This window comes from Pseudomonas sp. W2Jun17 (assembly GCF_023127795.1).
In the GTDB taxonomy this organism is placed as follows: domain Bacteria; phylum Pseudomonadota; class Gammaproteobacteria; order Pseudomonadales; family Pseudomonadaceae; genus Aquipseudomonas; species Aquipseudomonas synxantha_A.
In genome coordinates this window covers 15,617-41,680 of the sequence record NZ_SPKO01000006.1, presented here as the reverse complement: position 1 = coordinate 41,680, position 26,064 = coordinate 15,617, and the positions used below count along the sequence as shown (strand labels likewise).

19 protein-coding genes are annotated in these 26,064 nt (G+C 60.1%); 8 read left to right on the top strand and 11 right to left on the bottom strand.

Going from position 1 to position 26,064, the window contains the following annotated elements; all coding sequences use genetic code 11:
- Positions 1-139 precede the first annotated feature (139 nt).
- From E4O98_RS03075 to yjiA, 3 genes are all read left to right on the top strand, one after another.
- Positions 140-2,206 (top strand): carbon starvation CstA family protein, encoded by a 2,067-nt coding sequence (locus E4O98_RS03075; protein WP_005791609.1) that lies wholly within the window; start codon positions 140-142, stop codon positions 2,204-2,206.
- Between the two features lie 15 nt (positions 2,207-2,221).
- Positions 2,222-2,419, top strand: a complete 198-nt coding sequence (locus E4O98_RS03070; protein ID WP_003194308.1) for a YbdD/YjiX family protein — start codon at positions 2,222-2,224, stop codon at positions 2,417-2,419.
- A gap of 189 nt (positions 2,420-2,608) precedes the next feature.
- A complete protein-coding gene (yjiA, locus tag E4O98_RS03065) occupies positions 2,609-3,568 on the top strand; it encodes a GTPase (RefSeq protein WP_032879403.1) in 960 nt (319 codons plus the stop codon).
- A gap of 177 nt (positions 3,569-3,745) precedes the next feature.
- Here the strand turns inward: yjiA and glyA are convergent, their stop codons facing one another.
- Positions 3,746-4,999 (bottom strand): serine hydroxymethyltransferase, encoded by a 1,254-nt coding sequence (gene glyA, locus E4O98_RS03060; protein WP_078822372.1) that lies wholly within the window; start codon positions 4,997-4,999, stop codon positions 3,746-3,748.
- Between the two features lie 230 nt (positions 5,000-5,229).
- The gene (locus E4O98_RS03055) at positions 5,230-9,081 is read right to left on the bottom strand and encodes a bifunctional diguanylate cyclase/phosphodiesterase (protein WP_282445059.1); all 3,852 of its coding nucleotides are present in this window, start codon (positions 9,079-9,081) and stop codon (positions 5,230-5,232) included.
- 284 nt (positions 9,082-9,365) lie between these two features.
- Here E4O98_RS03055 and ettA point away from each other — a divergent pair, with 284 nt between their 5' ends.
- Complete coding sequence (gene ettA, locus E4O98_RS03050; protein ID WP_005791601.1) at positions 9,366-11,030, top strand: energy-dependent translational throttle protein EttA; 1,665 nt, start codon at positions 9,366-9,368, stop codon at positions 11,028-11,030.
- A gap of 348 nt (positions 11,031-11,378) precedes the next feature.
- Positions 11,379-12,716: an NADP-specific glutamate dehydrogenase gene (gdhA, locus tag E4O98_RS03045; protein ID WP_032879406.1), complete on the top strand. Its 1,338-nt coding sequence runs from the start codon at positions 11,379-11,381 to the stop codon at positions 12,714-12,716.
- Here the strand turns inward: gdhA and E4O98_RS03040 are convergent.
- The 5 genes from E4O98_RS03040 to E4O98_RS03020 form a co-directional block, all read right to left on the bottom strand.
- Complete coding sequence (locus tag E4O98_RS03040; protein ID WP_032879409.1) at positions 12,713-13,210, bottom strand: GreA/GreB family elongation factor; 498 nt, start codon at positions 13,208-13,210, stop codon at positions 12,713-12,715. The genes gdhA and E4O98_RS03040 overlap by 4 nt on opposite strands.
- Before the next feature lie 70 nt (positions 13,211-13,280).
- Positions 13,281-13,637: a hypothetical protein gene (locus E4O98_RS03035; RefSeq protein ID WP_032879410.1), complete on the bottom strand. Its 357-nt coding sequence runs from the start codon at positions 13,635-13,637 to the stop codon at positions 13,281-13,283.
- Between the two features lie 92 nt (positions 13,638-13,729).
- Positions 13,730-14,035, bottom strand: a complete 306-nt coding sequence (locus E4O98_RS03030; RefSeq protein ID WP_032879411.1) for a chorismate mutase — start codon at positions 14,033-14,035, stop codon at positions 13,730-13,732.
- Between the two features lie 169 nt (positions 14,036-14,204).
- A complete protein-coding gene (locus E4O98_RS03025) occupies positions 14,205-16,058 on the bottom strand; it encodes a DUF4105 domain-containing protein (protein ID WP_103734817.1) in 1,854 nt (617 codons plus the stop codon).
- 92 nt (positions 16,059-16,150) lie between these two features.
- Positions 16,151-16,639 (bottom strand): DUF3015 domain-containing protein, encoded by a 489-nt coding sequence (locus tag E4O98_RS03020; protein WP_003194274.1) that lies wholly within the window; start codon positions 16,637-16,639, stop codon positions 16,151-16,153.
- A 265-nt stretch (positions 16,640-16,904) separates the two neighbouring features.
- Between E4O98_RS03020 and E4O98_RS03015 the strand changes: the two genes are divergently transcribed.
- A complete protein-coding gene (locus E4O98_RS03015) occupies positions 16,905-19,343 on the top strand; it encodes an ATP-binding protein (protein ID WP_032879413.1) in 2,439 nt (812 codons plus the stop codon).
- Between the two features lie 314 nt (positions 19,344-19,657).
- Positions 19,658-19,975, top strand: coding sequence for a hypothetical protein (locus tag E4O98_RS03010; protein ID WP_248134123.1), 318 nt, complete (start codon positions 19,658-19,660; stop codon positions 19,973-19,975).
- A 6-nt stretch (positions 19,976-19,981) separates the two neighbouring features.
- Here the strand turns inward: E4O98_RS03010 and E4O98_RS03005 are convergent, their stop codons facing one another.
- Positions 19,982-21,805, bottom strand: a complete 1,824-nt coding sequence (locus E4O98_RS03005) for a hypothetical protein (protein WP_248134121.1) — start codon at positions 21,803-21,805, stop codon at positions 19,982-19,984.
- Between the two features lie 162 nt (positions 21,806-21,967).
- Here E4O98_RS03005 and E4O98_RS03000 point away from each other — a divergent pair, with 162 nt between their 5' ends.
- Positions 21,968-22,456: a TIGR00645 family protein gene (locus E4O98_RS03000; protein WP_005791582.1), complete on the top strand. Its 489-nt coding sequence runs from the start codon at positions 21,968-21,970 to the stop codon at positions 22,454-22,456.
- Between the two features lie 15 nt (positions 22,457-22,471).
- Here E4O98_RS03000 and E4O98_RS02995 read toward each other — a convergent pair whose 3' ends face one another.
- From E4O98_RS02995 to E4O98_RS02985, 3 genes are all read right to left on the bottom strand, one after another.
- Positions 22,472-23,905: a glycosyltransferase family 39 protein gene (locus tag E4O98_RS02995; protein WP_248134120.1), complete on the bottom strand. Its 1,434-nt coding sequence runs from the start codon at positions 23,903-23,905 to the stop codon at positions 22,472-22,474.
- 116 nt (positions 23,906-24,021) lie between these two features.
- Positions 24,022-25,047, bottom strand: coding sequence for a hypothetical protein (locus E4O98_RS02990; RefSeq protein ID WP_248134118.1), 1,026 nt, complete (start codon positions 25,045-25,047; stop codon positions 24,022-24,024).
- 400 nt (positions 25,048-25,447) lie between these two features.
- Entirely contained in the window at positions 25,448-25,966 is a 519-nt protein-coding gene (locus tag E4O98_RS02985) for a cysteine hydrolase family protein (protein ID WP_223018228.1), read from the bottom strand.
- Positions 25,967-26,064 lie beyond the last annotated feature (98 nt).

Here is a 26,064-nt window from a genome sequence, read left to right as displayed (position 1 = left end):
TTGCGCCATCATTTGGCATTTATTTCGTTTTTTTGCCGCATAGAAGGCTCTAGACCAACGTAGGGGGCTGGTCTTTGAGGCCAACAGCGCTAAACTCGGGCTGGCTGTCCTTTCTGTCCACCCTGGCTGGAATACAAAAATGAAAAATAATAATAGCCTGCTACGCCACCTACCCTGGCTGGTGCTGGCAATCGTAGGAGCGTGCGCCCTGGGCGTAGTGGCCTTGCGCCGCGGCGAGGCGATCAACGCCTTGTGGATTGTGGTCGCTGCTGTGGCCATCTATCTGGTTGCGTACCGTTACTACAGTCTGTTCATCGCCAATAACGTGATGCAACTCGACCCTCGGCGGGCCACCCCCGCAGTGGTCAATAACGACGGTCTGGACTACGTGCCGACCAACAAACATATCCTTTTCGGTCACCACTTTGCGGCGATTGCCGGTGCAGGCCCGTTGGTCGGTCCGGTGCTGGCGGCGCAGATGGGCTACCTGCCCGGCACCCTGTGGCTGATTGCCGGTGTGGTGCTGGCGGGTGCGGTGCAGGACTTCATGATCCTGTTCCTGTCCACTCGTCGCAACGGGCGTTCCCTGGGTGACATGGTTCGCGAAGAGATGGGCCGCATTCCCGGGACCATCGCCCTGTTTGGCTGCTTCCTGATCATGATCATCATCCTCGCGGTGCTGGCACTGATCGTGGTCAAGGCCCTGGCCGAGAGCCCGTGGGGCATCTTTACGGTGATGGCGACCATCCCGATTGCGATGTTCATGGGCATCTACATGCGCTACATCCGCCCGGGCCGCATTGGTGAAATTTCGATCATCGGCGTGCTGTTGCTGCTGGGTTCGATCTGGCTGGGCGGGCAGATTGCCGCTGACCCGGTCTGGGCCAAAGCCTTCACCTTCACCGGGATCCAGATCACCTGGATGCTGATCGGCTACGGCTTCGTTGCCGCTGTTCTGCCGGTATGGCTGATCCTGGCGCCGCGTGACTACCTGTCTACCTTCCTGAAAATCGGCACCATCATCGCTCTGGCGATTGGCATCCTGGTCACCATGCCTGACCTGAAAATGCCGGCACTGACCCAGTTCATCGACGGCACTGGCCCGGTGTGGAAGGGCGGCCTGTTCCCGTTCCTGTTCATCACCATTGCCTGTGGCGCGGTCTCGGGCTTCCACGCGCTGATCTCTTCGGGCACCACGCCCAAGTTGCTCGCCAGTGAAAGCCACGCCCGTTACATCGGTTATGGCGGCATGTTGATGGAGTCGTTCGTGGCCATCATGGCGATGGTTGCCGCTTCGGTGATCGAGCCTGGCGTGTACTTCGCCATGAACAGCCCGGCGGCGATTGTCGGTACTGACGTGGTCACCGTGGCGCAAACCGTCAGCAGTTGGGGCTTTGCAATTACCCCTGAAGCGCTGTCGGCTGTTGCCCACGATATCGGTGAAACCACCATCCTGGCGCGTGCCGGCGGTGCGCCGACGCTGGCGGTCGGTATCGCACAGATCCTGCACAGTGTGCTGCCAGGTGAAAACACCATGGCGTTCTGGTACCACTTTGCGATCCTGTTCGAAGCGCTGTTCATCCTCACGGCGGTCGATGCCGGTACCCGTGCCGGTCGCTTCATGCTGCAGGACCTGCTGGGTTCGTTCGTGCCTGCGCTCAAACGCACCGAGTCCTGGACCGCCAACCTGATCGCGACGGCCGGTTGCGTGGCGATGTGGGGTTACCTGTTGTATCAGGGCGTGATCGACCCACTGGGAGGCATCAACACCTTGTGGCCGCTGTTCGGTATCTCCAACCAGATGCTGGCGGGTATCGCGCTGATGCTGGCGACCGTTGTGCTGATCAAGATGAAGCGCCAGCGCTACATCTGGGTGACCATGTTGCCGGCCGTCTGGCTGCTGATCTGCACCACCACCGCAGGCTTCATCAAGCTGTTCGACGCCAACCCGGCGATCGGCTTCCTGTCGCTGGCCAAGAAATACAGCGATGCCCTGGCCAACGGTCAGATCCTCGCCCCGGCCAAGAGTATCGACCAGATGCAGCATGTGATCTGGAACGCCTACACCAACGCAACGCTGACGGCGCTGTTCCTGTTCGTGGTATTCAGCATCCTGTTCTATGCGCTCAAAGTCGGCGTAGCCGCCTGGGGCAACAAAGAGCGTACGGATAAAGAAGCACCCTTCCAGGCTGTACCGGACGCATAAACGAGGATTGCAGACATGTTCAATGACATCAGTCGCCTCGGTAAATACCTCGGTCAGGCCGCGCGCCTGATGGTCGGCATGCCCGACTACGACACCTACGTCGAGCATATGCAAACCAAACACCCGGACAAGCCGGTGATGGACTACAAGGCGTTCTTCCGCGAACGCCAGGAGGCCCGTTACGGCGGCAAGGGTGGGCCCAAGTGCTGTTGACCCGGTAACGCGGGCCAATGCGATACCCCTGTGGGAGCAGGGCTTTCTGTGGGAGCTGGCTTGCCTGCGATAGCATCACCTCGGTCTGACTGAAGCACCGAGTTGTCTGCATCGCAGGCAAGCCAGCTCCCACAGGGGCCTTTGCTCCCACATTTGTTTTGTGTTTATTCAGTTATCAGGAGAATAGTTTTGTCCTCTCCCATCCCCGTCACCATCCTCAGCGGCTTCCTCGGTGCCGGCAAGACCACCTTGCTGCGCCATCTGCTCAAGGCCGAGCACGGCTTGAAAATCGCCGTGATCGAAAACGAATTCAGTGACGCCGGCATCGACACCCAGCTCTTGGGCGACGAGCCGGTACAAGTCATGACCCTGTCCAACGGCTGCGTGTGCTGCACCATCCACACCGACCTGACCAAGGCCCTGTACCTGCTGCTTGAGCGTCTGGACAGTGGCGAAATCGCCTTCGACCGCCTGGTGATCGAATGCACCGGCCTTGCCGACCCGGCACCAGTGGCCCAGACTTTTTTCATCGACGAAGAACTGCGCGAGCGCTACATCCTCGACGGCATCATTACCCTGGTGGACGCCGCCCACGCCGAGCATCACCTGACCCAGACCATCGCCCAGGCCCAGATCGGCTTTGCCGACCGCCTGCTGGTGAGTAAGCGCGACCTGGTGGACAACGCCACCTTCGACGCCCTTAGCCAGCGCCTGACCCGTATCAACCGGCGTGCGCCGATCCGTGTGGTGGATCACGGCAAGATCGACTTGGCTGAGTTGCTGGATGTGCGCGGCTTCAACCTCAATGCCGGCATGAGCCTGCGCCCGGTCAGCGCTGCGCCATCGGTCGACCGTATTTCCAGCCTGGTGCTGCGCACCGACCAACCGCTGGATATCGACCGCCTCAGTGAGTTCATGAACGAACTGCTGGAAGACCACGGCAAGCAGCTGCTGCGCTACAAGGGCGTGCTGAATATTGCCGGGGAGGATCGACGCATGGTGTTCCAGGGCGTGCTGAAACTCTATGGTTTTGACTGGGACACCGAATGGGCCGAGGGCGAGGCGCGGGAGAGTGTGATTGTGTTTATTGCCGATGAGCTGCCGGAGGACAAGATCCGCGAAGGTTTTGCCAAGGTCTACCAAGCCTGACTTGAAATGCGATCAACTGTGGGAGGGGGCTTGCTCCCGATTGCGGTGGGTCAGTAAACATATAAGTGACTGACACACTGCTATCGGGAGCAAGCCCCCTCCCACAATTGAATGCATTTCAAATTGAAATAAAAAAGCCCGGCTCAAGAGCCGGGCTTTTCATTCAAGCAACTGCAATCAAGCGCCGTAAACCGGCAGCTTCTTGCAGATGGCCTTGACCTTCTCACGTACCGCGTCGATCACGGCTTCGTTGTTCAGGTCAGCCAGGATGTCGCAGATCCAGCCGGCCAGTTCCTTGCACTCTGCTTCCTTGAAGCCACGGGTGGTCACAGCCGGGGTGCCGAAGCGCAGGCCGGAGGTGACGAACGGCGAACGTGGATCGTTCGGCACGGAGTTCTTGTTCACGGTGATGAAGGCTTTGCCCAGGGCGGCGTCAGCGTCTTTACCGGAAATGTCCTGTTTGATCAGCGACAGCAGGAACAGGTGGTTTTCAGTACCGCCGGACACCACGTCAAAACCGCGCTCGATGAACACAGATGCCATGGCCTGGGCGTTCTTCACCACTTGTTGCTGGTAGGTCTTGAACTCAGGCTGCAGTGCTTCCTTGAAGCAGATCGCCTTGGCGGCAATCACGTGCTCCAGCGGGCCACCCTGGGCGCCCGGGAATACCGCGGAGTTGAGCTTCTTCTCGATCTCGGCGTTGGCGCGAGCCAGGATCAGGCCGCCACGTGGACCGCGCAGGGTCTTGTGGGTAGTGGTGGTCACCACGTCAGCGTAAGGCACTGGGTTCGGGTACACGCCCGCTGCCACCAGACCGGCCACGTGGGCCATGTCGACGAACAGGTAGGCACCGACCTTGTCGGCGATTTCACGGAAGCGTGGGAAATCCAGGATCTGCGAGTAGGCAGAGAACCCAGCCACGATCATTTTTGGCTTGTGCTCTACCGCCAGGCGCTCGACTTCGTCGTAGTCGATCAGGCCGTTGGCATCGATACCGTACTGGACGGCGTTGTACAGCTTGCCGGAGGAAGAAACGCTGGCGCCGTGGGTCAGGTGACCGCCGTGGGCCAGGCTCATGCCCAGGATGGTGTCGCCGCCTTGCAGCAGGGCCAGGTACACGGCGCTGTTGGCCTGGGAGCCGGCGTGTGGCTGGACGTTGGCGTAATCGGCGCCGAACAGCTCCTTGGCACGGTCGATGGCCAACTGCTCAACCACGTCGACGTACTCGCAACCACCGTAGTAGCGCTTGCCCGGGTAGCCTTCGGCGTACTTGTTGGTCAAAACCGAACCTTGAGCCTCCATCACCGCAGGGCTGGTGTAGTTTTCCGAAGCGATCAGCTCAATGTGCTCTTCCTGGCGCACGGCTTCTTGCTCCATGGCGGCGAAGAGATCGGCGTCGTACTTGGCAATAGTCAAATCACGGCTGAACATGGCGGTCCTCAAGGATCGGGGGCAGAAAAGGAGGGCATTCTAACCCAATGGGTTTTAGATGGCATATGAAAGGACATCATGTCGCGGACAAGTGGGGCTCATCTGGGGATGGGCGGTGTCGGCATTGGCCCCATCGCAGGCAAGCCAGCTCCCACACTTGATCGGGCTCACACAGTCAAATGTGGGAGCTGGCTTGCCTGCGATGAGGCCATAAGCTCCACTGCAGCACTTCAGTCGAACATGAAGAGGGCATCATTGCTGAACTGCGCCTCGAACCGATTCGCCGGCATCGGCCGCCCGAACAGGTAACCCTGGACCTCATCACAGCCATGCTCGCGCAAAAAGTCCAATTGCTCGTGGGTTTCCACACCTTCGGCGATCACCGCCAGGTTCAGGCTGTGGGCCATGGCAATGATCGCCCGGGCGATCTGTGCGTCCTGCTCACCGGAGGGCAGGCCATCGACGAAGGTGCGGTCGATCTTCAGCACGTCGATGGGGAATTGCTTGAGGTAGTTAAGCGATGAATAGCCAGTGCCAAAGTCATCCACCGCGATGCTCAGGCCCAGGTTCTTCAAGCTGGCGAGGATTTGCAGCGCTTCGTTGACTTCACGCATCAGGATACTTTCGGTCAACTCCAGCTCCAGGCACGCTGGCGGCAGGCCAGTGTCCTTGAGGATGGTGGCGATGCGCGTGCCCAGCTGGCCGTCGGAGAACTGTCGCGCCGAGATGTTCACCGAGACTTTGGGCACCCGCACCTTGTTCTGGTGCCAGGTCTTGAGTTGGCGACAGGCTTCGCTGATCACCCAATCGCCCACGTCCACCACCAGCCCGAGTTCTTCCAATACCGGAATGAAATCCCCCGGCGGCACCAGCCCGCGACGCGGGTGGCGCCAGCGCAGCAGGGCCTCGGCACCGGTCAGGCGTTTGCCGTCGCCGCTGAATTGCGGTTGGTAATACAGCACGAATTCGTTCTGGTCCAGGGCGTGGCGCAGGTCGCTCTCCAACTCCAGACGCTCCAGGGCGCTGGCGTTCATGTCGGCCTGGTAGAACTGGAAGTTGTTCTTGCCGCGTTCTTTGGCGTGGTACATCGCCGTATCCGCGTTTTTCATCAGTTGGCTCAGCTCGTTGCCGTCTTGGGGGCTGAGGGCGATGCCGATACTGGCGGTCACGAAAAACTCGCGGCCTTCGAGCACGAATGGCTTCACCAGGCTGGCCAGAATCTGCTCGGCCACATGAATCGCGCGGTTCAGCGCCATTTCGCGGCTGACCCGTGGTTGCAACAGCAGGGTGAACTCGTCGCCGCCCATGCGCGCCACGGTGTCGTCTTCGGCCACGCAACCGAGCAGGCGCGTCGCCATTTCCTTAAGCATACGGTCGCCGGCGGCGTGGCCGAGGGAGTCGTTGATCGGCTTGAAGCGGTCGAGGTCGAGGAACATCAACACCACCCACGACTTCTGCCGTTCTGCCGACTGCAACGCCGTGTGCAGACGGTCCTGGAACAGCGTGCGGTTGGGCAGGTGGGTCAGGGCGTCGTAGTAGGCCAGGCGGTGGATGCGCTGTTCGCTGGCCTTACGCTCGCTGATATCGCTGAAGAAACACACATAGCTGGCCAGGTCGCCTTCGTCGTCGAACACCGCCGTAATGCCGACCCAGGCCGGGTAATGCTCGCCGTTGCAGCGCTTGAGCCACACTTCGCCTTCCCAGGTACTGTGCTGGTGCAGTTGCTTGAGCACATAACGCAGGTGGGCTTCCTGCTGCTCGTCGACGGTGAGCATGTTCGGCAATTGGTCGAGCACGTCCGCCACTTCATACCCGCTGACCCGGCTGAACGCCTCGTTGGCTTGCACGATATAGCCGGCCGGATCGGTGATCAGGATCGCCGAGGTGGAGTGCTCGAAGACCGTGGCCGCCATGCGCAGGTCTTTTTCGGCGCGGCGTTGCTGGCTGATATCGCGGCCCACGCCGAGGATGCCCTCAAAGGCGCCATGTTCATCCCACACCAGCACCAGGCGCAGTTCGATCGGTACTTTGCGCCCGTCGGCGCGCAGGCAGTCGAACAGGAACAGTTGGGTCTGGACTTCATCGCGCAAGGTGTTCAACGCCTCGGGGTTGCCGAGGGCGCGACTGACCTGTTCCATAAGGCTATAAATGCCGGTCAACTGTTGCGGGTTGGCAACGATCGACTGCCAGCCATGCTTGAACACCCAATCCACGTCATAGCCCAGCACGGTGTTGACCGATGGGCTGATGTAATTCAGAGCCAGTTGGCTGTCGGTAGAGCAGATCACGTCGCTGATGCTTTCAGCCAACATGCGGTAGCGCTGCTCGCTGTCGCGCAGGGATTCGCTGGCTTCGATCTGGTCGGTAATGTCCTTGGCCACACCGATGATCCGAGTGACCACCGTGGACGTATCCCGGGCCAGGGCCTGTTCGCGAATATCGAAGCGGCGCCATTGGTTATTGCGGTGGCGAAAGCGCAGTTGGCAGTGCAACTGGGTCGTATAGCCGACCTGGCGTTGCTGCTCACGCGAGTCGTGGTAGTGCTCGGCGTCTTCGGGGTGCAGCAGGATTTCCCAGAAGTACTCACCCATTTGCTGCAGTTCGGCTTTGTTGTAGCCCAGGGTGTGGCCCAGATGATGGTTGCTGAAAATCATGCGCTGGCTGATCACGTCCTGCACATACAGGTGATCGGGCACCGTACGCACCACATCCGACCAGAAGCTCTCGCGCTCCACCAGCGACAACTCGATCAGCTTGCGGCTGGTGATGTCGCTGATGCTGAGGATTACGGCCTTGACGTCATCCTGCTGCTCCGGCAAACGCATCACCAGCCACAGGTACTGTTCGTTGCCGGCCATGTCGTTGAGCTGGATTTCCAGCTCCAGCTGTTTTTGCCGGGTCAGTACGGCTTCCAGCACTTGATAGCCGATGGAGGTGGCATTGCGCGGGCAATCATCGATCAGGCGTTCCCACGCCTGCTCGCAGGACGCGACGTTGAGCAGGCGCACGGCCATCTGGTTGACCTCGGTGACGCGCAACTCCTTGAGCAGTTGCTTGCGCTCGGCGGGGTTGGCCTGCAACCAGGCGTGCAACTGTTCGCGGCTTTGTACCTGGGTCTTGTTGCAAAACGCCTTGAGCCCCGCCAGGTCAAGCACGCACAAGGCCACGCCTGTGCCTTCGAAGATGTCCTGATAGCGTCGCCGGCCTTCATGCACCTGGCGTTGGCGGCGGCGCATGTTGAGCAGCACGATCACCGGGACAAGCGAAAATGCCAGGCCCAGCAGGCACTTGCCGATAAAGGCAGGCAGCAGTTGTTCCAGCACCGCGCTGCGGTCAAACAGGCCGCGCAGTTGCCAGTCGCTTTTGCTCAAGGGCGTGACCAGCACACTGCGGTTCAATTCTTCCGGCGTCAGGGCGCTGGGCCACTGCGCGGGCATCCCGCTGTCACGGCTGACCACACGATGGTTCAGGCTGTTCTCGATCGCCCACATCGGGCGCTGGCCCTGAATGTCCTGCCGTGTGAGGTTGGCCAGGTAATTGGGGGCCAGGCGCAAGGCCCAGTACACCTTGGAGCCACCGCTGGGTTGGTGCAGCAACAGATAGATGACCGTGCCGTCATTGTCGTTGCTCAGGTAGTAAGACTGGGCGTGACTGCGCTTGACCAGGTCTTCGAGCAGGGCATTGTCTTGGCTGCCTTCGGCAGTGTCGCTGATCAGTGCGCCGTTGGGGGTGAGCAGGGCGAAGCTGCGTAGGTCCGGCAACGAGCGCTGCAATGTGCGCATCAACGCCTGCTGCTGCTCGGCATTGCGCGGCGGCTCGACAATGGGCAGCAGGTTCAGGGCGATCTGCGCGCTCAGGGCCATGCTCTGGCTGATCTGCTCGGCCAGGTCGGCACTGTAGTCGATGGTGTATTGCTGCTGGTTTTTCTGGTTTTGCTGCAACTGGTCAAGCAGTTGCCAGAACAATAACGCGAGCAACATCAGCACAAGCGTCGCCAATGCGCCCTTCAAGGTACCGTGCAGGGGCGCTCCCGGCGCAATATGAGCGGCGCGCAAGGGAGTGGGCGGCGTGACTTTGGACAAGCTGTGATCCTGCGGTTGGCTGGACTGGCGCGCGACGTGCACTATAAGCCGGACGCCCGGAGGGCGGCTAGCATGCCTTGAGTTGTGGCAAAGTGCCAGTCCTGCCTGGCTGGACTGCCCCAGCGCATTCAGGTAGCTTTGCCGGTTACGCGGGGGCGTTCCAGCCCCAGACATTCAGGCTTTTTCCCCACGCAGGCATTGATGATAGTCAAAGGCCCGCGCGGCGCATGGCCTGGCACGGGCTTCGTCCGCTTAATTCATCAGTCACTGACGCTAGGTTCACCATGGCTCAATACGTCTTCACCATGCATCGGCTGGGAAAAGTTGTTCCGCCGAAGCGGGAAATCCTGAAAAACATTTCGTTGTCCTTCTTCCCAGGCGCCAAGATCGGCGTGCTCGGCCTCAACGGCTCGGGTAAGTCCACGCTGCTGAAAATCATGGCCGGCGTCGACACCGAGTTCGAAGGCGAAGCCCGCCCGATGCCGGACCTGAACATCGGTTACCTGCCGCAAGAGCCGATCCTGGATCCGACCAAGACCGTGCGCGAAGTGGTTGAAGAGGCCGTCAGCGTGATCAAGGACGCCCAAGCGCGCCTCGACGAGGTGTATGCCGCCTACGCCGAACCGGATGCCGACTTCGACAAGCTGGCCGCCGAGCAGGCCAAGCTCGAAGCCATCCTGCAGGCTGGCGACGGTCACAACCTGGAGCGCCAACTGGAAGTCGCCGCCGATGCGCTGCGCCTGCCGGCTTGGGACGCCAAGGTCGAGCACCTGTCTGGTGGTGAAAAACGTCGTGTGGCCCTGTGCCGCCTGCTGCTGTCGGCTCCCGATATGCTGCTGCTCGACGAACCGACCAACCACCTGGACGCCGATTCCGTCGCCTGGCTGGAGCACTTCCTGCACGATTTCCCGGGCACCGTGGTTGCGATCACGCACGACCGGTACTTCCTGGACAACGTTGCCGGCTGGATCCTCGAACTCGACCGCGGCGCCGGTATCCCTTACGAGGGCAACTACTCCGGTTGGCTGGAAGCCAAGTCCGACCGTTTGGCCGCCGAATCCAAGCAGCAATCGGCCCACGAAAAAGCCATGAAGGAAGAGCTGGAGTGGGTGCGCAAAGGCGCCAAGGCCCGCCAGTCCAAATCCAAGGCCCGTCTGCAACGCTTTGAAGAGATGCAGTCGCAGGAATTCCAGAAGCGCAGCGAAACCAACGAGATCTACATCCCGGCCGGTCCGCGCCTGGGTGACAAGGTCATCGAGTTCAAGAACGTATCCAAGGGCTATGGCGACCGCGTGCTGATCGACAACCTGTCGTTCTCAATGCCAAAAGGCGCGATCGTCGGCGTCATTGGTGGTAACGGTGCGGGTAAGTCCACGCTGTTCCGCATGTTGATGGGCAAGGAGACTCCGGACTCCGGCAGCATCGAGATCGGCGACACCGTGCAACTGGCCTGTGTAGACCAGAGCCGCGACGACCTCGACGGCAGCAAGACCGTGTTCCAGCAGATCTCCGACGGCTCCGACCAGATCCGCATCGGCAACTATGAAATCCCGTCGCGCACCTATGTCGGCCGTTTCAACTTCAAGGGCGGCGATCAGCAGAAGTTCGTCAAGGACCTGTCCGGTGGTGAGCGTGGTCGCTTGCACCTGGCCCTGACCTTGAAAGAGGGCGGCAACGTGTTGCTGCTCGACGAACCGTCCAACGACCTCGACGTTGAAACCCTGCGTTCCCTGGAAGAAGCCCTGCTGGACTTCCCGGGCGCCGCCATTGTGATCTCTCACGATCGGTGGTTCCTTGACCGCGTCGCGACCCACATCCTGGCGTACGAAGATGACTCCCAGGCGGTGTTCTTCGAAGGTAACTACACCGAGTACGAAGCAGACCGTAAAAAGCGCTTGGGCGAAGCAGCTGCCCAGCCGCACCGTGTGCGTCACAAAAAACTGGCCTGATTCGGGCTGGTTTGAAAAAAGCGGAGCCTTCGGGCTCCGTTTTTTTTGGGGCGCTGTTCAGGTGGACCGAGGCGACTTCATCGCAGGCAAGCCAGCTCCCACATTAGATCGAGTACCTCTGCTACGACACGGTCCAATGTGGGAGCTGGCTTGCCTGCGATAGCGGTTTAACTATTGGTGCATATCTCGCGTTGAAATCCCTGTTAGAGGGCAAAAATCCTGATTATTTATATCCAATGCACCATTTAAATTCACAAAAGCGACATTTTGCCCTGTCACGGTGCGAAATGAATTGATAAAGTCCGGCTCATTCTCTGTTTAACAACAATCAATTTGCCGAGACTTTTCATGATCGAATCCGTCGAATCCTTCCTGGCCCGCCTCAAGAAACGCGACCCCGACCAGCCGGAATTCCACCAGGCTGTAGAAGAAGTCCTGCGCAGCCTGTGGCCCTTTCTTGAAGCCAACCCCCACTACCTGACCTCGGGCATTCTGGAGCGCATTTGCGAACCGGAACGCGCCATCACCTTCCGGGTATCGTGGGTGGATGATCACGGCAAGGTTCAGGTCAATCGCGGTTTCCGTATCCAGATGAACAGCGCCATCGGCCCGTACAAAGGTGGCTTGCGCTTTCACCCTTCGGTCAACCTGGGCGTGCTGAAATTCCTCGCCTTCGAGCAGACCTTCAAAAACTCCCTGACCTCGCTGCCCATGGGCGGCGGTAAAGGCGGCTCGGACTTCGACCCCAAGGGCAAGAGCGATGCCGAAGTGATGCGCTTCTGCCAGGCGTTCATGAGCGAGTTGTACCGCCACATCGGTGCGGACGTCGACGTGCCGGCCGGCGATATCGGTGTGGGCGCACGGGAAATCGGCTTTCTGTTCGGCCAGTACAAGCGCCTGAGCAATCAATTCACTTCAGTGCTGACCGGCAAAGGCATGACTTATGGCGGCAGCCTGATTCGTCCGGAAGCCACCGGTTTCGGCTGTGTGTATTTCGCCGAGGAAATGCTCAAGCGCCAAGGTCAGCGGGTCGAAGGCAAGCGGGTGGCGGTGTCCGGCTCCGGCAACGTGGCGCAATACGCGGCGCGCAAGGTCATGGACCTGGGCGGCAAGGTGGTTTCCCTGTCGGACTCCGAAGGCACCCTGTACGCCGAAAGTGGTTTGACCGAAGAACAATGGTCGGCCCTGCTGGAGCTGAAAAACGTACAGCGCGGGCGTATCAGTGAATTGGCTGAACGTTTCGGCCTGGAATTCCGCAAAGGCCAAACCCCTTGGGAGCTGGCGTGCGATATCGCGCTGCCATGCGCCACCCAGAACGAACTCGACGCCCAAGCCGCACGCACGCTGTTGCGCAACGGCTGCATCTGCGTGGCCGAAGGCGCCAACATGCCGACCACCCTGGAGGCTGTGGATATCTTCATCGACGCGGGCATCCTGTTTGCGCCCGGCAAGGCGTCCAACGCCGGCGGTGTGGCGGTGAGTGGCCTGGAAATGTCGCAGAACGCCATGCGCCTGCTGTGGACCGCCGGGGAAGTGGACAGCAAACTGCACAACATCATGCAGTCGATCCACCATGCCTGCGTGCATTACGGTGAAGAAAACGGCCGGGTCAACTACGTCAAGGGCGCCAACATCGCAGGCTTCGTTAAAGTGGCTGACGCGATGCTGGCCCAAGGTATCGTCTAAACCTCGGGCTCGATGCTCAGCACTTCGATCAACTGATCGCCGACGGGGCGCTTCCACAGCACCTCGTCGCCCACCTGGGCCCCCAACAAGGCGCGGCCCAGAGGCGAGCCCCAGTTGATCAAACCGGCGTTGGCGTCGGCTTGATCCTCACCTACCAATTGAATGCGCTGTTGCTCGTCCTGCTCATTGGCGAACGTGACCCAGCTGCCGATCTGCACCTTGTCGGTGGCTGTCGCCGGCGCGACCACCTGAGCGCTTTGCACCCGCTGGTTGAAGTAACGCAGGTCCCGCTCAAGATCCGCCTGGCGCTGCTTATCGGCCTGCTCACCTTTGGCGGACTCGGCGCTGTACTCAAGCTGCAATTGCGCCACCTTGGCTTGCAACTGCGCCAACCCTTGCGCGGTCAGGCGGTTGGGCTGTTCGCTGACCTGACGCTCCACCGGCTGGTCGGCCTGGGCGGCGGCGTTGTCTTCATTTACAAAAGCTCGGCTCATGGTGTTCTCCCTCTATGGCATTTGGGCCATGTTTGCCGTGCTTTAGTTTCGATGGATCTCTGCAAACGACCTATTGCGAGCGATACGCCTTGGCCGCATCGCGGTCTTTTTCCTGCTGCCACTCGCGCTCGCGGTCGTTGTTGCGGTTTTCCTGGTAGTCGCGCAGCTCTTCGTTCTCACGCATGGCTTTGCACTGGCGAAACCCGTCTTCCCAGCCTTCGGCGTATTGCCGGTCTTTCAAATAGCGTGGAACGTTCTTGCGAAACTCCCCGGTAATCACCCCAGCGGCCTGGCGACCGCTGCTGCAACCGTCGTCAAAGCCATCGGCAAAGGCGGGTGGATAACCCTTGGCCAGCAACTCTTGGTGAGTGGATTGGCAGCCTGACAAACACACCATTGCACACAGCATTACCGCATACCGCCACATGGCGTACTCCCTGGCCGATTCACGGCTGATAAGGGGAGTCTAGTCAGTGATTTGTGGGGGCGGTGTGAAAGGGCGGTGAGAAATGTGTTGGGTTAAAAGGCCTCGTTGACCGTCAGAGCGGCATGTTCAGCCAACTCCTGCTGGATAAACGCCGCAATCATCGCGCGATACACCTGCTCAGTTACCTCTGGGTTAGCGCCTACTACCTCGGACAACCCCCGCACCTTGGCGATCACCTGTTCAACTCGTTGCGGCGCCTTGACGCTATCCGAGTCTTTTTTGAAGCGCGCTGCTTGAGATACGTAGTGGCCTCGCTCGGCGAGCAGGGTGACGATTTGTTGGTCAAGGTGGTCGATGTTTTCGCGGACTTCTTCGAGGGTGGTGCAATTAACGGCCATGTTGATAGAGCTCCTATTGGACAGGCAACGCGATGGTTTTGAAAGCATGCGGTCAAGTGTGGGAGCGGGCTTGCCCGCGATAGCGTTGTTTCAGCCTCGTATTCGGTGACTGACACTCTGCCATCGGGAGCAAGCCCCCTCCCACATTTTGATCTTCGCCAGGCCTATGTCAGTAGTGGTACCACTTCACTTCAAGCATCACTTCATTCACGGGCGTGGATAAGTGGCTGTATTCACGCTGCGCACTCAGGCGCAGGCCCAGGTTGCGCGACAGTTCCCACTGCTGGTTGAGGCTGATGCTGCGCCGCACTTCACCATTGGTAAAGAAATCCCCCTTGGCTTCCAGGCTCAGGTTGCCCAGTGGGTTTTTCCACAGCACGCCGGTGTTGAAGCCGGCGGCGGGCGAGATGGCTTCGCTGAAATCGTTGTTGTGTTCCACGCGCACGGTGCCAAGGGCGAAGCCGAGCATGTCGTCGCTCAGTTGCCAGGTGCCGCCGGCGCCGCCGTTGACGTGGGCTACCAGGGTTTCGTCGTCGTGCTTGCCCGGTACCCGCTCCAGGCCGCCGGTGACCTGCCATGACCAGGGTTGCAGCAGCGCGTTACGCGGCGTCAGCGAGCGGATGGTGGCCAGGTCCAGTTGCTGCAACTGCCAGTGATTGCCTTCGTACTGGCGCAGTTTCATTTGCAGGATTTCGATCTGGGCGCCGAGGGGGAAGCCTTCGGCGTTGTCGTTAAGGTCGTGATAGGCCATGCGCAGGCCATATTCACCAAAGGCTTTGTCGCCACGGGTGCCGATGCCGGCTTGCCAGGTGCGTGACTGGTGGCCGTTTTCCGGCAAACCAGGCGGCGTGATCTTGAGGTCTGGCGCAGGGTTCTGGTTGATCGCCCGCAGCAGTTCGAAGCTACGTTGGGAGCGTGCGGTGTCACGCTCCAGGCCGTTGGCGCGGTAGCGGCCAAGGCGGTAGGCAGCGTCGATGATCAGCGCCTGGCGCTCGCGAGGCAGGGCCTTGAATGCGGGCTCTTGCAGTTGCTTCTGGTCATCGCTGACTTTCAACACCCACTGTTGCTCATCGCTGTCCAGCGGCTTGGCGCGTTCGAGCAGTTCGCGTTCACGCGAGGGGCGATAGTCGATCTTCTCCACCAAGCCCGCTTCCTTGACGGCCTTGACCGTGTCGGTAGGGATCGCAGTGAGGGGGAATTGCTCGGTCAGGCGCAGGCCGGGGCGTGCCACTTGCAGCAGTTCCAGCAGGCGATAGGAGCAGTTTTCGTCGAAGAAGAAATAGTCGAACTGGATCTGCTTGAGCTCCCACACGTGCTCGACCATGCGCTTGGTCTCGACCTCGGTGAGGTTCAGGCGGTATTCCCATAGGTCGCGGTTTTCCAGGCTGCGGTATTCGGAGAGTTTCTCCTGATAGGGCACCAGGGCGAACAGGCCGGGGTAGCCGCCCATCAGGCCCTTCCAGGCATACAGGATGCTGTTGTCGGAGCCTTCGATATAGGCGCCGAAGTTGATCGCGTAGCTGAGCAGCGCAGTGTTGTTGCTTTGCACATCTGCCTGGTCGATCCGCAGCAAAGTGTGGCCGAACATCGACGACGGGCTGTTGAGATAGGCCGCGGGGAAGATCATCACCGCGCTATGGGGCGCGACGTCCTTGAACCATTGGGTGAATTCCTTGCAGTCCAGGGCGGGCAGGTCAGTCAGGTGCAACTGATCCTTGAGCCAGCGGGTACGTGCGGGGTACACACACTGGGCGTGCTTCTCACCCAGGCTGGCCGGTGCATACAGCGCTTGCACGGTGGCCTTGAGTTCGGCGTCCGGGTGATGGGCGCCGTCGGCGGCGAGGAAGAATTTCTTGTCGCTGACATAGCTGCGCCAGCCACTGATCTTGCCGGCTTCGTAATGCCCCAGCGACAGCCAGAACGGATCATTGGCCAGTTGCTGCAAACGTTGATCGTCGAGGTGCGGTGCCGCATGCAGCGGGGCGCAGGCGAAGAGAGCCAGGCAAGCGAGGCGTTTGAGCATGGGGGCTACTTAAGTCGGACTGAAAAAAAGACCCAAGGGGGGCAGGTCGAAAAAATAAAACCCGCGCCTCGAAAGACGCGGGCGGGTCGAGCTTAAGCCTGGGTAGCGTATTTCGCCAGACGGGCATCGCTTTTCAGTACAGCAATGGTGTTGTTGTGCACGTCGTCAGCGGTCACGTCAGCCTTGCTGAAGATCTGCTGGAAGTGCTCGTGGGTCACGGCCGCGAAGTGATCGCGATCTTCCGGGGCAACACCCAGTACCACGGCATAGGTGGTCAGTGCTTCGCCGTTGCCTTTGGCCATGTCTTCGGACAGCTCGTTCATCATGCCATTCATGGCAATCCAGGACTTGCCGCCGTAGGTCAGGGCGCTGTTGGTGCTGCAACCATTGGTGCCCGAGGTCATGCCGAAGGTGGCGTTACCCGAGGTGCCGTTGGTGGTGGAAGCGAGGAAGTGAGCCGGAGTACCGCGCTGGCCTTCGAACAACATGTTGCCCCAACCGCAGTTCGGGCCACCTGGTGCTTCTGCCATTGCATTGAGGGAGACGACGGTGAAGAGAGTACCAAGAAGGATCCGTTTCATAGCTTTGTTCTCTTTGTGTGCAAACCAATGGACAAGGGTTCAGGTGCTTCTCAGCACCCTAGGGGCCAGTTATTAGTCCAACCCGCGCAGTTTGGAGTTTAGGCACGTTCCTAGGGTTCCGTGTTTTTTTATAAACATTAAGTCTCAGGCGATTTTTTTGTAGGACGCGTGCGGTGGCTATGCTTTCCCGAAAGCGCGCCTTGCCAGAGCGCTCAACCCGGAGCCAGAATGCCCCCATCTGCCCCGCCTGATGTAAGGAAGCCCGATGCCTGATCCTGTTGCTGCCAGCTTGCGTCTAGCGCCCGAAGCGCTGACTCGCCCTTTCTCCGCTGAACAGTTCAGCTTCTCGACCACCAATGATTTGGAGCCCTTTCGCGGTGTGCTTGGCCAGGAACGTGCGGTTGAAGCCTTGCAGTTCGGCGTGGCCATGCCACGCCCCGGTTACAACGTGTTTGTGATGGGCGAGCCCGGCACCGGCCGCTTTTCGTTCGTCAAACGCTACCTCAAAGCCGAAGGTAAACGCCTGCAGACCCCGGCGGACTGGGTCTATGTGAATAATTTCGATGAGCCACGCGAGCCCCGCGCCCTGGAATTGCCGGGGGGCGGCGCTGCGGCGTTTATCGCCGATATCAACGGGTTGGTCGACAACCTGGTGGCCACCTTCCCGGCAGTGTTTGAACACCCCACTTATCAACAGCGCAAAAGCGCCATCGACCGGGCCTTCAACCAGCGCTACGACAAGGCGCTGGATGTGATCGAACGCCTGGCGCTGGAAAAAGACGTGGCGCTGTACCGCGACAGCTCCAACATCGCCTTTACGCCGATGCTCGACGGCAAGGCGCTGGACGAAGCCGAGTTTTCGCAATTGCCGGAAGCCGATCGCGAGCGTTTCCATAACGATATTTCCGAGCTGGAAGAGCGCCTCAACGAAGAGTTGGCCAGCCTGCCGCAGTGGAAGCGCGAGTCCAACAACCAGCTGCGCCAGTTCAACGAAGAAACCATCACCCTGGCCCTGCAGCCGTTGCTGGCACCGTTGTCGGAAAAGTATGCAGAAAACGCCGGCGTTTGCGGCTACCTGCAAGCGATGCAGGTGTACCTGCTTAAAACCGTGGTCGAGCAACTGGTGGACGACGCCAAGACCGACGCCCAGGCGCGCAAGCTGCTTGAAGAGCAGTACTGCCCGAGCCTGGTGGTGGGTCACCCGGTCAACGGTGGTGCGCCAGTGGTGTTTGAACCGCACCCGACCTACGACAACCTGTTCGGCCGTATCGAATACAGCACCGACCAGGGCGCGCTTTACACCACCTATCGCCAGCTGCGTCCGGGCGCCTTGCACCGCGCCAATGGCGGCTTCCTGATTCTGGAAGCCGAAAAAATGCTCAGCGAGCCGTTTGTATGGGATGCCCTCAAGCGTTCCCTGCAATCGCGCAAGCTGAAGATGGAGTCGCCCCTGGGCGAACTGGGCCGCCTGGCCACCGTGACCCTCAACCCGCAAATGATCCCGTTGCAGGTCAAGGTGATCATCATCGGCTCGCGCCAGTTGTATTACGCGCTGCAAGACGCCGACCCGGACTTCCAGGAGATGTTCCGCGTACTGGTGGACTTCGACGAAGACATCCCGATGGTCGACGAGAGCCTGGAGCAGTTCGCCCAGTTGCTCAAAACTCGTACTTCGGAAGAAGGCATGGCGCCGCTGACCTCGGATGCGGTCGCGCGCCTGGCGACTTACAGCGCACGCCTGGCCGAACATCAGGGCCGCTTGTCGGCGCGTATTGGCGACCTGTTCCAGTTGGTCAGCGAGGCGGACTTCATTCGCCACCTGGCCGGCGACGAAATGACCGATGCCGGGCATATCGAGCGCGCCCTCAAGGCCAAGGCCACGCGTACCGGCCGCGTGTCGGCGCGGATTCTCGACGACATGCTCGCCGGCGTCATCCTGATTGACACCGCCGGCGCCGCTGTGGGCAAGTGCAACGGGTTGACGGTGCTGGAGGTCGGCGACTCGGCATTCGGCGTACCGGCGCGGATTTCCGCCACGGTGTACCCAGGGGGCAGCGGCATTGTCGACATCGAGCGTGAAGTCAACCTCGGCCAGCCGATTCACTCCAAGGGCGTGATGATCCTCACCGGTTACCTGGGCAGCCGTTATGCCCAGGAATTCCCGCTGGCGATCTCTGCGAGTATCGCCCTGGAGCAGTCCTACGGTTATGTGGACGGCGACAGTGCGTCCCTGGGCGAGGCGTGCACCTTGATTTCGGCCTTGTCGAAGACGCCACTCAAGCAGTGCTTTGCCATCACCGGCTCGATCAACCAGTTTGGTGAAGTGCAGGCGGTGGGCGGGGTCAACGAGAAGATCGAAGGTTTCTTCCGCCTTTGCGAAGCACGCGGGCTGACCGGTGAGCAGGGTGCGATCATCCCTCAGGCCAACGTCGCGACGTTGATGCTCGACGAGAAGGTGCTGCAGGCCGTGCGCGCCGGGCAATTCCACATCTATGCGGTACGCCAGGCCGATGAGGCGCTGAGCCTGTTGGTGGGCGAGGATGCCGGTGAGCCGGACGCCGAGGGGCAATTTCCGGAAGGCACCGTGAATGCGCGGGTGGTGGAGCGTTTGCGGGCGATTGCCGAGATGATCAGCGAAGAAGATCTGAAGGAGGCGGAGAAAGAGCTGGCGCAGCAGGCGTTGGCAGAAGCCAAGCCAAGCTGATTGCTGTCATCACTCGGTTAAGGTGGGAGCTGGCTTGCCTGCGATAGCGGTGTATCAGCCAACTGGGAGGTTGGCTATGAGTCCGTCATCGCAGGCAAGCCAGCTCCCACACTGGTCCGTGATGTCTTTAGGGACGTTTAGCGTGCCACAAAATTGACTCCATTCTCGGGGACCGACGCCCGTTGGTCCCTACAACCTTGGTTTGTGGTGTTTTTCTTCTATTCTCAGAGTCAGGGATATCCACAGGAGTCGCAGGATAGAAACAGCCTCGCCTTGCGCTGGGGCTGAACACCGATCTACCGAGGGGCGCCGCCATGTTGCGCAACCTTTGCCTTACCCGCCAGTGCTTGGGCCTGGTCACCCGTATCGAATGCTCCATTCGCCCCCTCGCCGGGGATAACGGCATGTGGACGCTATTGTTTGCCGCCGGGATGTCGGGCGAGCAGCCTTCCACCATCAAATCCCAGGGCCCGTTCCATGGGCCCTTCGTGGCCGAAAGAATGCTGGGCACCATCGTTGATAGCCTGACCTTGCATGGCTACGAGCAAATGGACGAGCCGCAGATCTGGTGCCTGCACCTGCAAGCCCATCTGCGCCAACTCAATGGCGGCCAGGAGCAGTTGGCCCTTTAGCGCCGGCTATTTGCTCTCTGGTTTGTCCAGCTTGACCTCGAAGCCGTACTGCACGGTGCTCAGGTCGGTGCGCTGGTAACTCTCCAGCGTAGTCGGCTGGCCGTAGAAGTAATGCACGTCGAACAGCGCGGTGCCGTACTCCTCGGCGCGGTGGCTGACATTGAGGATTTCCTTGAGGTAATTGCCGCTGGCGTCCTTGGCGTAGAAGCGCCAGCTGTCGGAGGGGAAGTCCTTTTGATCGACGATCAGCGCGTTGTCCTTCAGCGACAGGCCCTTGGGCAGCTTGGCGACATCAATCACGGCTTTCTCGATAGTTGCCAGGAACAGCGGCACCGAGCCCACCACAAACGCCGGGGTCTCCGGGAACAGATTAAGGTCGTAAGTCAGTGTGCCGTTTACTGCGTTCAGCTCGAAAGCCTCGGTCGGCAGTTCGATGGGCTCGCCGCGCTCGCCCTTGTCATCGGCGGTGAAGAAGGTGATAGGCGCATCACTGTTGTTACGCTCGGCGCCGACCAGGTCGTCGTTGAAGGTGAAAGGGTGGTCAAACACGATTTTCGCGGCGCTGGCGTCGTCGGTCGATTGGCTGATGGTCACGCTGCTTTTGAGTTGGTCCTCGGTCATCGAGGCATCTTTGAGCCAGCTGGCGGCGTCGTCGTCATACACCGTGACCGGCATCGGCAGGGCCTGCACCGTGGTTTGCAGGCTGTTCCTGTCGAAGCGTAATACGGGCAGATCCAGGTCTTTGTGGGTAACCGTGGCCTGGGAGAAATCCAGGACATTGACCTGCAGGTTGTCGATCAGCCCGTTGAAATACACCTTGGCGTAATGGCTGGTTTGCTTGTGTTCGAAGGCTTTTTGCTCATCGGTGAGCTGTTTCTCGAAGGCGTCGGACCAGGCTTTTTGCTTGTGCATTTCAGCCAGTTGCTTCTCGTAGAACGCCACTTGCGCGGCACTCTCGTTGATTGAGCCCGAACGGGTCAGAAATTGCCCGGTAGTGTCCCGCGCTTGCACCAGCAAAGGGTTCGGTGATTCGTCGCCCACGTCTGCGGCCAGGGGGGCGCTGTTGGTCAGTTCGATCTCGGCGTAGTTCTTTTCCAGCAACAGCAGATTGAGGGTGATGTTGCCCTCGGTGCGTTTATGGCCCACGTCCTTTTTGCTCAGGTCGAAGGTCAGCACTTTGCCCGGCGTGATCACTTCAACCGCGCCCTTGAGGCTGACGGGCTGCGGCTGGCTTTTGTTTTCCGTCTCGATGCCTTCGATAAACGGGTAGGTCACCGTCAGGTCATCGGGGTTGGTGAGGTTGGAGCTGCTGGGGCTCAGCTGGATGCCCGGGTCGGTTTCCGACCATTCCGGCTGAAAGGGAATGACTTTGTTGTTGCTCAGGGTCACCGACTGCCATTCCAGGCCATGGGGGAAGGGGAACTGGTCAGGGGCGTTGAAATTGAACGGGAAGACCGGTTGTAAATCCGTCAGATAGTCCGAATGAGAGCTTTTGCGCAGCACGAACAGGCCATTGATATAGGTATCCACCAGTGCCTGGGGCGTGGGGTAGTGCTTGAGCAAGGCCAGGGTGTCTTCGCCGTACTCGGCCTCGATGGGCTTGGTGGCGAGCTTGAGGCGCGCACGCTCCAGCAACAGCAGCGAGCCGCCCAGATCCGCGATGGCATCGCGCAGCTTGGGGTCCTGGATGGTGTCCAGGGACTGTTCGAACTTCGCGGTTTTCTCTTCGAGGGTCGCCTGCTTCTGCTCTTCTTTGGGGGAGCAGCCGCTGGCCATCAGCAACGCCGCACACAGGCCGAGAGTGGCCAAAGGGGATCGCACATCCATCATCTGAGTTTTCCTGTCCGACATCATCGAGCCGAGTTAATGGCCTCGACACTAGCAGAAAAATTCTCTTACAGATGCCACTTGGGTCAGTTTTCTCGCGGTGACAGGGGCCGGGTGGCGGCTGGTATACTCGGCGCCATTTTTAGCCAAGCTGTGTGAGATTCAATGGAACGCTTTATCGAAAATACGATGTACGCCTCGCGTTGGCTGCTGGCGCCGATCTACCTGGGGCTGTCCCTGGGCTTGCTGATACTGGCGCTGAAATTCTTCCAGGAAATCATTCACGTGATTCCCAACATCTTCACCATGTTGGAAGCGGAAGTGATCCTGTTGCTGCTGTCGTTGATCGACATGGCCCTGGTTGGCGGCTTGCTGGTGATGGTGATGATTTCCGGCTACGAGAACTTCGTCTCGCAGCTGGATATCGATGAAAACAAGGAAAAGCTCAACTGGCTGGGCACCATGGACTCTTCGTCGCTGAAGATGAAAGTGGCGGCTTCCATCGTGGCGATTTCCTCCATCCACCTGCTGCGCATCTTCATGGACGCCAAGAACGTCGATCCGCAACACCTGATGTGGTACGTGATCATCCACATGACCTTCGTGGTCTCGGCGTTTGCCATGGGCTACCTGGACAAGCTCACCAAGCACTGATGCCCCGCGCCGGCCTTACTGCTCGACGAAGTAGTAAGGCTGGCGGTTGATCGCCATTTGCTTGATCACCGTGACCGGCTCTTTCAGTCGGTCGGTGTGGTCCGTCAGCGCAACGTTACCGGGCTTGGCGGTGAGGAAGGCGCGCAACTCGGGTTCGGTCTTGAGGATCGGCAGGTAGGCTTGCAGGTAGAACACGCTGGCGCCGGCGATCCGCTCGTTGGGCTGAAACATCGCCACCGTTCGGCCTTCGTCTTGCAGGGTCTGGACCTGGCTGATCACCGGCACGAATGATTGGCGCACATCGGCTTTTGGTGCAAACCAGAACGCTGCGCTCAGGTAGCAGGCGATGGCCAGGGTGAAAACCCCGCCGATGATCTGGCGGTGGTAGCGGTACAGCGCCGGCTTGCGGTCTTTGGCCCACTCCAGCAGCACCCGCGCATATTCGGCGGCCAACACCGCCGCGGCTGGCGTCAGCGCCATCAAATACACCGTGCGTTTGCTGGAAGCCAGGGTCAGCAGGGTGAACTGCGCCACCAGCCACACGCTGAAAAACAGACGATAGCGGTTGCGCACCAGGCTTTTACGGAAATGCCACAGGCCCAGGTACACCAGGATATTCCAGGGCAGAAAGGCTTCGGGCAGTTTCGCGAGGTAATAGTAGAACGGCTCGTAATGCCCAGCTTCGACGAACGAACCGCTGAAGCGCCCGACGCTATTGGTCCACAACACCTCGCCCACCGCCTGCATCCCACCGCGCTGAAACAGAAACCCCAGCCAGATCAGCAACGGCACCAAGGCCAGCAGCGTGAACAGTGCCGGCTTGAGCCAGTCGCCGATGCGCAGGCGTTTATCCATCAGACTGGTACTGAGCAGGTACACAAAGATCACGATCCCCGGCAGCGCCAGGCCCAACACCCCCTTGCTCAGCGTGGCGATGACCATGCCAGCGGTAAACAACGCCCACGCCCACACACTGGAGCCATCGCGCTCGGGCCGCACAGCCTGGTAGAACCCCAGCAATGCCATGGTCACACCAAGGCTGAGCAACGAATCCTCACCCACCCCCCGCACATTGCCCCAGTAACTGGCCATGGTCGCCAGGATCAGCGCAGCACTGAACGCCAGCGTCTGCGGCCGCCCGAAGCGACGCAGCATCCCGCACAACAGCATCACGCTGAACAACCCGGCAAACGCCGACGCCAGACGCACCGCCCCGGTGCTGGGGCCGAACAAGCGAATCGCACCGGCATCCAGCCACAGGCTCAGGGGCGGTTTTTCCAGGAAGGGTTCGCGAAACAGGCGCGGCACCACCCAGTCATTGTCCAGGTGCATCGCCATGGCAATCCCGGACACCCGGGCTTCGGTGGAGCCTTGCAGCTCGTGGTTGCCAAGGGCGAAGAAGAACAACAGACCAGCAAGCAGGAGCAGCAGGGGAGCGGGACGCGTCATGGAATCTGGCTACCGGGGCATGAGACCGATCGGGCGACCGGTCATGGGCAGTCAGAGAGTATACGAGCGCGATTCTTAACCTTTGGTGAACGGCCGTGGGGTTTTTCTCCGGCGGATCAAGGCAGTTTCAAGCTGGGCACTGCCGCTTTGCCTTGTGCGGTCAGCACCGGCTCCAACTGCTCCCAGGTGAAGGCCAAGTCGTTGTCGCAGCCGTCACCATTGGCAGGTGTCGAGAGTTGCAGGCCCTGGGTGTTGAAGCTGAGGTGAAAGTTGGAGTAATCGGTAATCGCGGGGCAGCCCTCGTCGGTGGTGGTTTGCTTGGCCAGCCAGGTACTGAAGGCGGCCGGCAGCTTCAAGTGGCCGGAATAGGCGTCATACCATTGCTGATGGCCGCCGAGCCAGGTCCATGGGTCAACCGATTCACCGGTTTGCAGGTTCCAGGAGTGCAGGCCCCAACTGATGCCCATGGCGCCTTGGCCTGCGGCCCAGCGGTAGAACCGCACGGTGAGAAATTGCGATGACCAATAGGCGGGCTCAACCTCGATCTCACTGGTATAGACCGAGCCGTTTCGACCCAGGTATTCACGCCGTTCATAAAAATAGTCGGTTAGATCTTCGTCATTGACGGCCAGAGCGGCGAGTTGCTGGTTGATCTTCTGCACCGCCGGGCTGTCTCCCTCCAGCTTGAGCGTGACGCGGGGGCCTTGGGTCTTGAGTTGGTAGGTGTGGTTGTGGAAAGTCTTCTTCTCGGTCTTGATCGGCAGCGGCGCGGCTTCCATGGGCGCGTTATAGGCATCGCTGCCGCAGCCGTCCGTGCCAATGCGGCGTAAAGCCAGTGGCAGCGGCGTGCCGCCATCGGTTTTGCTCCAGGCACCAGAAAGCGTATCGCCCTGAGGTTTTTGCAGGGCCCAGAAACCGGTGTTTCCTTCCTCTACCCAAGGGGCGTTGTCGTTGGCCTGGGTCAGTTGAATCGGGGTACGGATGCGCTGGTAGTAATAACTGCCATGCTCCCCGTCGGCGCCGTTGAAACAGACGGTGATAGCGGACTTGCCCAAGGTGCCTTGCCAGACCCCATCCAGCTCGGCAGCGGTGGCGAATGAAGGGATGAAGGCGAGGGCGATGACGGCGAAAGGCTTGAGCACGGGTATCTGACTTCCGATTGTCTGATAAAGGCCGTCAGGGTAATGGGAAGTATGAGGGGATGCCAGCGGGCGAGGTGGGCGTTGAGGCTTCTCGCCCTTTTTATAGGGTGGCGACCGTACGCGGGTTAGCAGACCAGGAATCAAGGAGCCCGGCGCACCCGAAAGTGCCCCACGCACAGCCGCCATGATACGAACCAGCGGATGCTGAAAGCATCGCTCGAACGGATGGTGGCTTTGCAGGCCTTGATATCAACCGAGCTGCTAAACCCGGTCGCTGATTTTGCAGCGACAGGGGAAGGCTAGGCTTGTTGGTTGGGGTGTGCCAGCTCACCGACAGCGCGGCATCTTGCAGGAAAGTTCCGAAGCCCGGCCCTGTTGACCTCCCCGTCGTCAGGCTCTGTTAAAAGCTCCAGTCCTCAGCCTGAACCAACTGGCAGAACGGCCCGTTGAGCGTGGCATTGTGATGAGCCACGATGGCCTCGGCTTTCATCAAGGGCGTGTCAGAACAGGTATGACCGTCGGCGATAAGCACCGCATCGAAGCCAAGATCGCGCGCGGCACGGCAGGTGCTGTCGACGCAGTATTGCGTTTTCATCCCGGTAACTACCACGCCGGTGGCGCCGCTGGAGCGCAGATGGTCAGCCAGGTCAGTCATTGCAAAAGCGTTAGGCCGGCGCTTTTCGAACACCACTTCTTCACCCTGCAACTTCAGTTCCTCTGCAATCAGTGTAAGCGGGCTGCCTGGTTCGATTGGCGAGCCAACGGGGCCGATGTGGCGAGCGAGAAAAATCGGTGCGCCTGCACTGCGAGCCTTGTCCATCAGGGCATTCAACGTCTCCAACAGATCGTCGCAGCGCCAGGGTTTTTCCGGGCCGTGGATGAGTCCGACTTGGATATCCAGTATCAACAGGGCGTACATAGGTGCATCTCCTTGCGTTTGAACCAGCGACACAAGGGCATAAAAAAAGGCCCTGTCCATCGCTGGCGGGCCTTTGAAGTTCGTTGGCTATTGGCTCA

What these genes read in the sequence shown, in the direction of transcription:
- E4O98_RS02995 (WP_248134120.1), bottom strand. Translation starts at nt 23,905, where the DNA reads ATGACGCGTCCCGCTCCCCTGCTGCTCCTGCTTGCTGGTCTGTTGTTC.
- E4O98_RS03070 (WP_003194308.1), top strand. Translation starts at nt 2,222, where the DNA reads ATGTTCAATGACATCAGTCGCCTCGGTAAATACCTCGGTCAGGCCGCG.
- E4O98_RS03075 (WP_005791609.1), top strand. Translation starts at nt 140, where the DNA reads ATGAAAAATAATAATAGCCTGCTACGCCACCTACCCTGGCTGGTGCTG.
- E4O98_RS03000 (WP_005791582.1), top strand. Translation starts at nt 21,968, where the DNA reads ATGGAACGCTTTATCGAAAATACGATGTACGCCTCGCGTTGGCTGCTG.
- glyA (WP_078822372.1), bottom strand. Translation starts at nt 4,999, where the DNA reads ATGTTCAGCCGTGATTTGACTATTGCCAAGTACGACGCCGATCTCTTC.
- E4O98_RS03015 (WP_032879413.1), top strand. Translation starts at nt 16,905, where the DNA reads ATGCCTGATCCTGTTGCTGCCAGCTTGCGTCTAGCGCCCGAAGCGCTG.
- E4O98_RS03005 (WP_248134121.1), bottom strand. Translation starts at nt 21,805, where the DNA reads ATGATGGATGTGCGATCCCCTTTGGCCACTCTCGGCCTGTGTGCGGCG.
- E4O98_RS03010 (WP_248134123.1), top strand. Translation starts at nt 19,658, where the DNA reads ATGTTGCGCAACCTTTGCCTTACCCGCCAGTGCTTGGGCCTGGTCACC.
- E4O98_RS02985 (WP_223018228.1), bottom strand. Translation starts at nt 25,966, where the DNA reads ATGTACGCCCTGTTGATACTGGATATCCAAGTCGGACTCATCCACGGC.
- E4O98_RS03020 (WP_003194274.1), bottom strand. Translation starts at nt 16,639, where the DNA reads ATGAAACGGATCCTTCTTGGTACTCTCTTCACCGTCGTCTCCCTCAAT.
- E4O98_RS03040 (WP_032879409.1), bottom strand. Translation starts at nt 13,210, where the DNA reads ATGAGCCGAGCTTTTGTAAATGAAGACAACGCCGCCGCCCAGGCCGAC.
- E4O98_RS03035 (WP_032879410.1), bottom strand. Translation starts at nt 13,637, where the DNA reads ATGTGGCGGTATGCGGTAATGCTGTGTGCAATGGTGTGTTTGTCAGGC.
- E4O98_RS03030 (WP_032879411.1), bottom strand. Translation starts at nt 14,035, where the DNA reads ATGGCCGTTAATTGCACCACCCTCGAAGAAGTCCGCGAAAACATCGAC.
- gdhA (WP_032879406.1), top strand. Translation starts at nt 11,379, where the DNA reads ATGATCGAATCCGTCGAATCCTTCCTGGCCCGCCTCAAGAAACGCGAC.
- ettA (WP_005791601.1), top strand. Translation starts at nt 9,366, where the DNA reads ATGGCTCAATACGTCTTCACCATGCATCGGCTGGGAAAAGTTGTTCCG.
- E4O98_RS03025 (WP_103734817.1), bottom strand. Translation starts at nt 16,058, where the DNA reads ATGCTCAAACGCCTCGCTTGCCTGGCTCTCTTCGCCTGCGCCCCGCTG.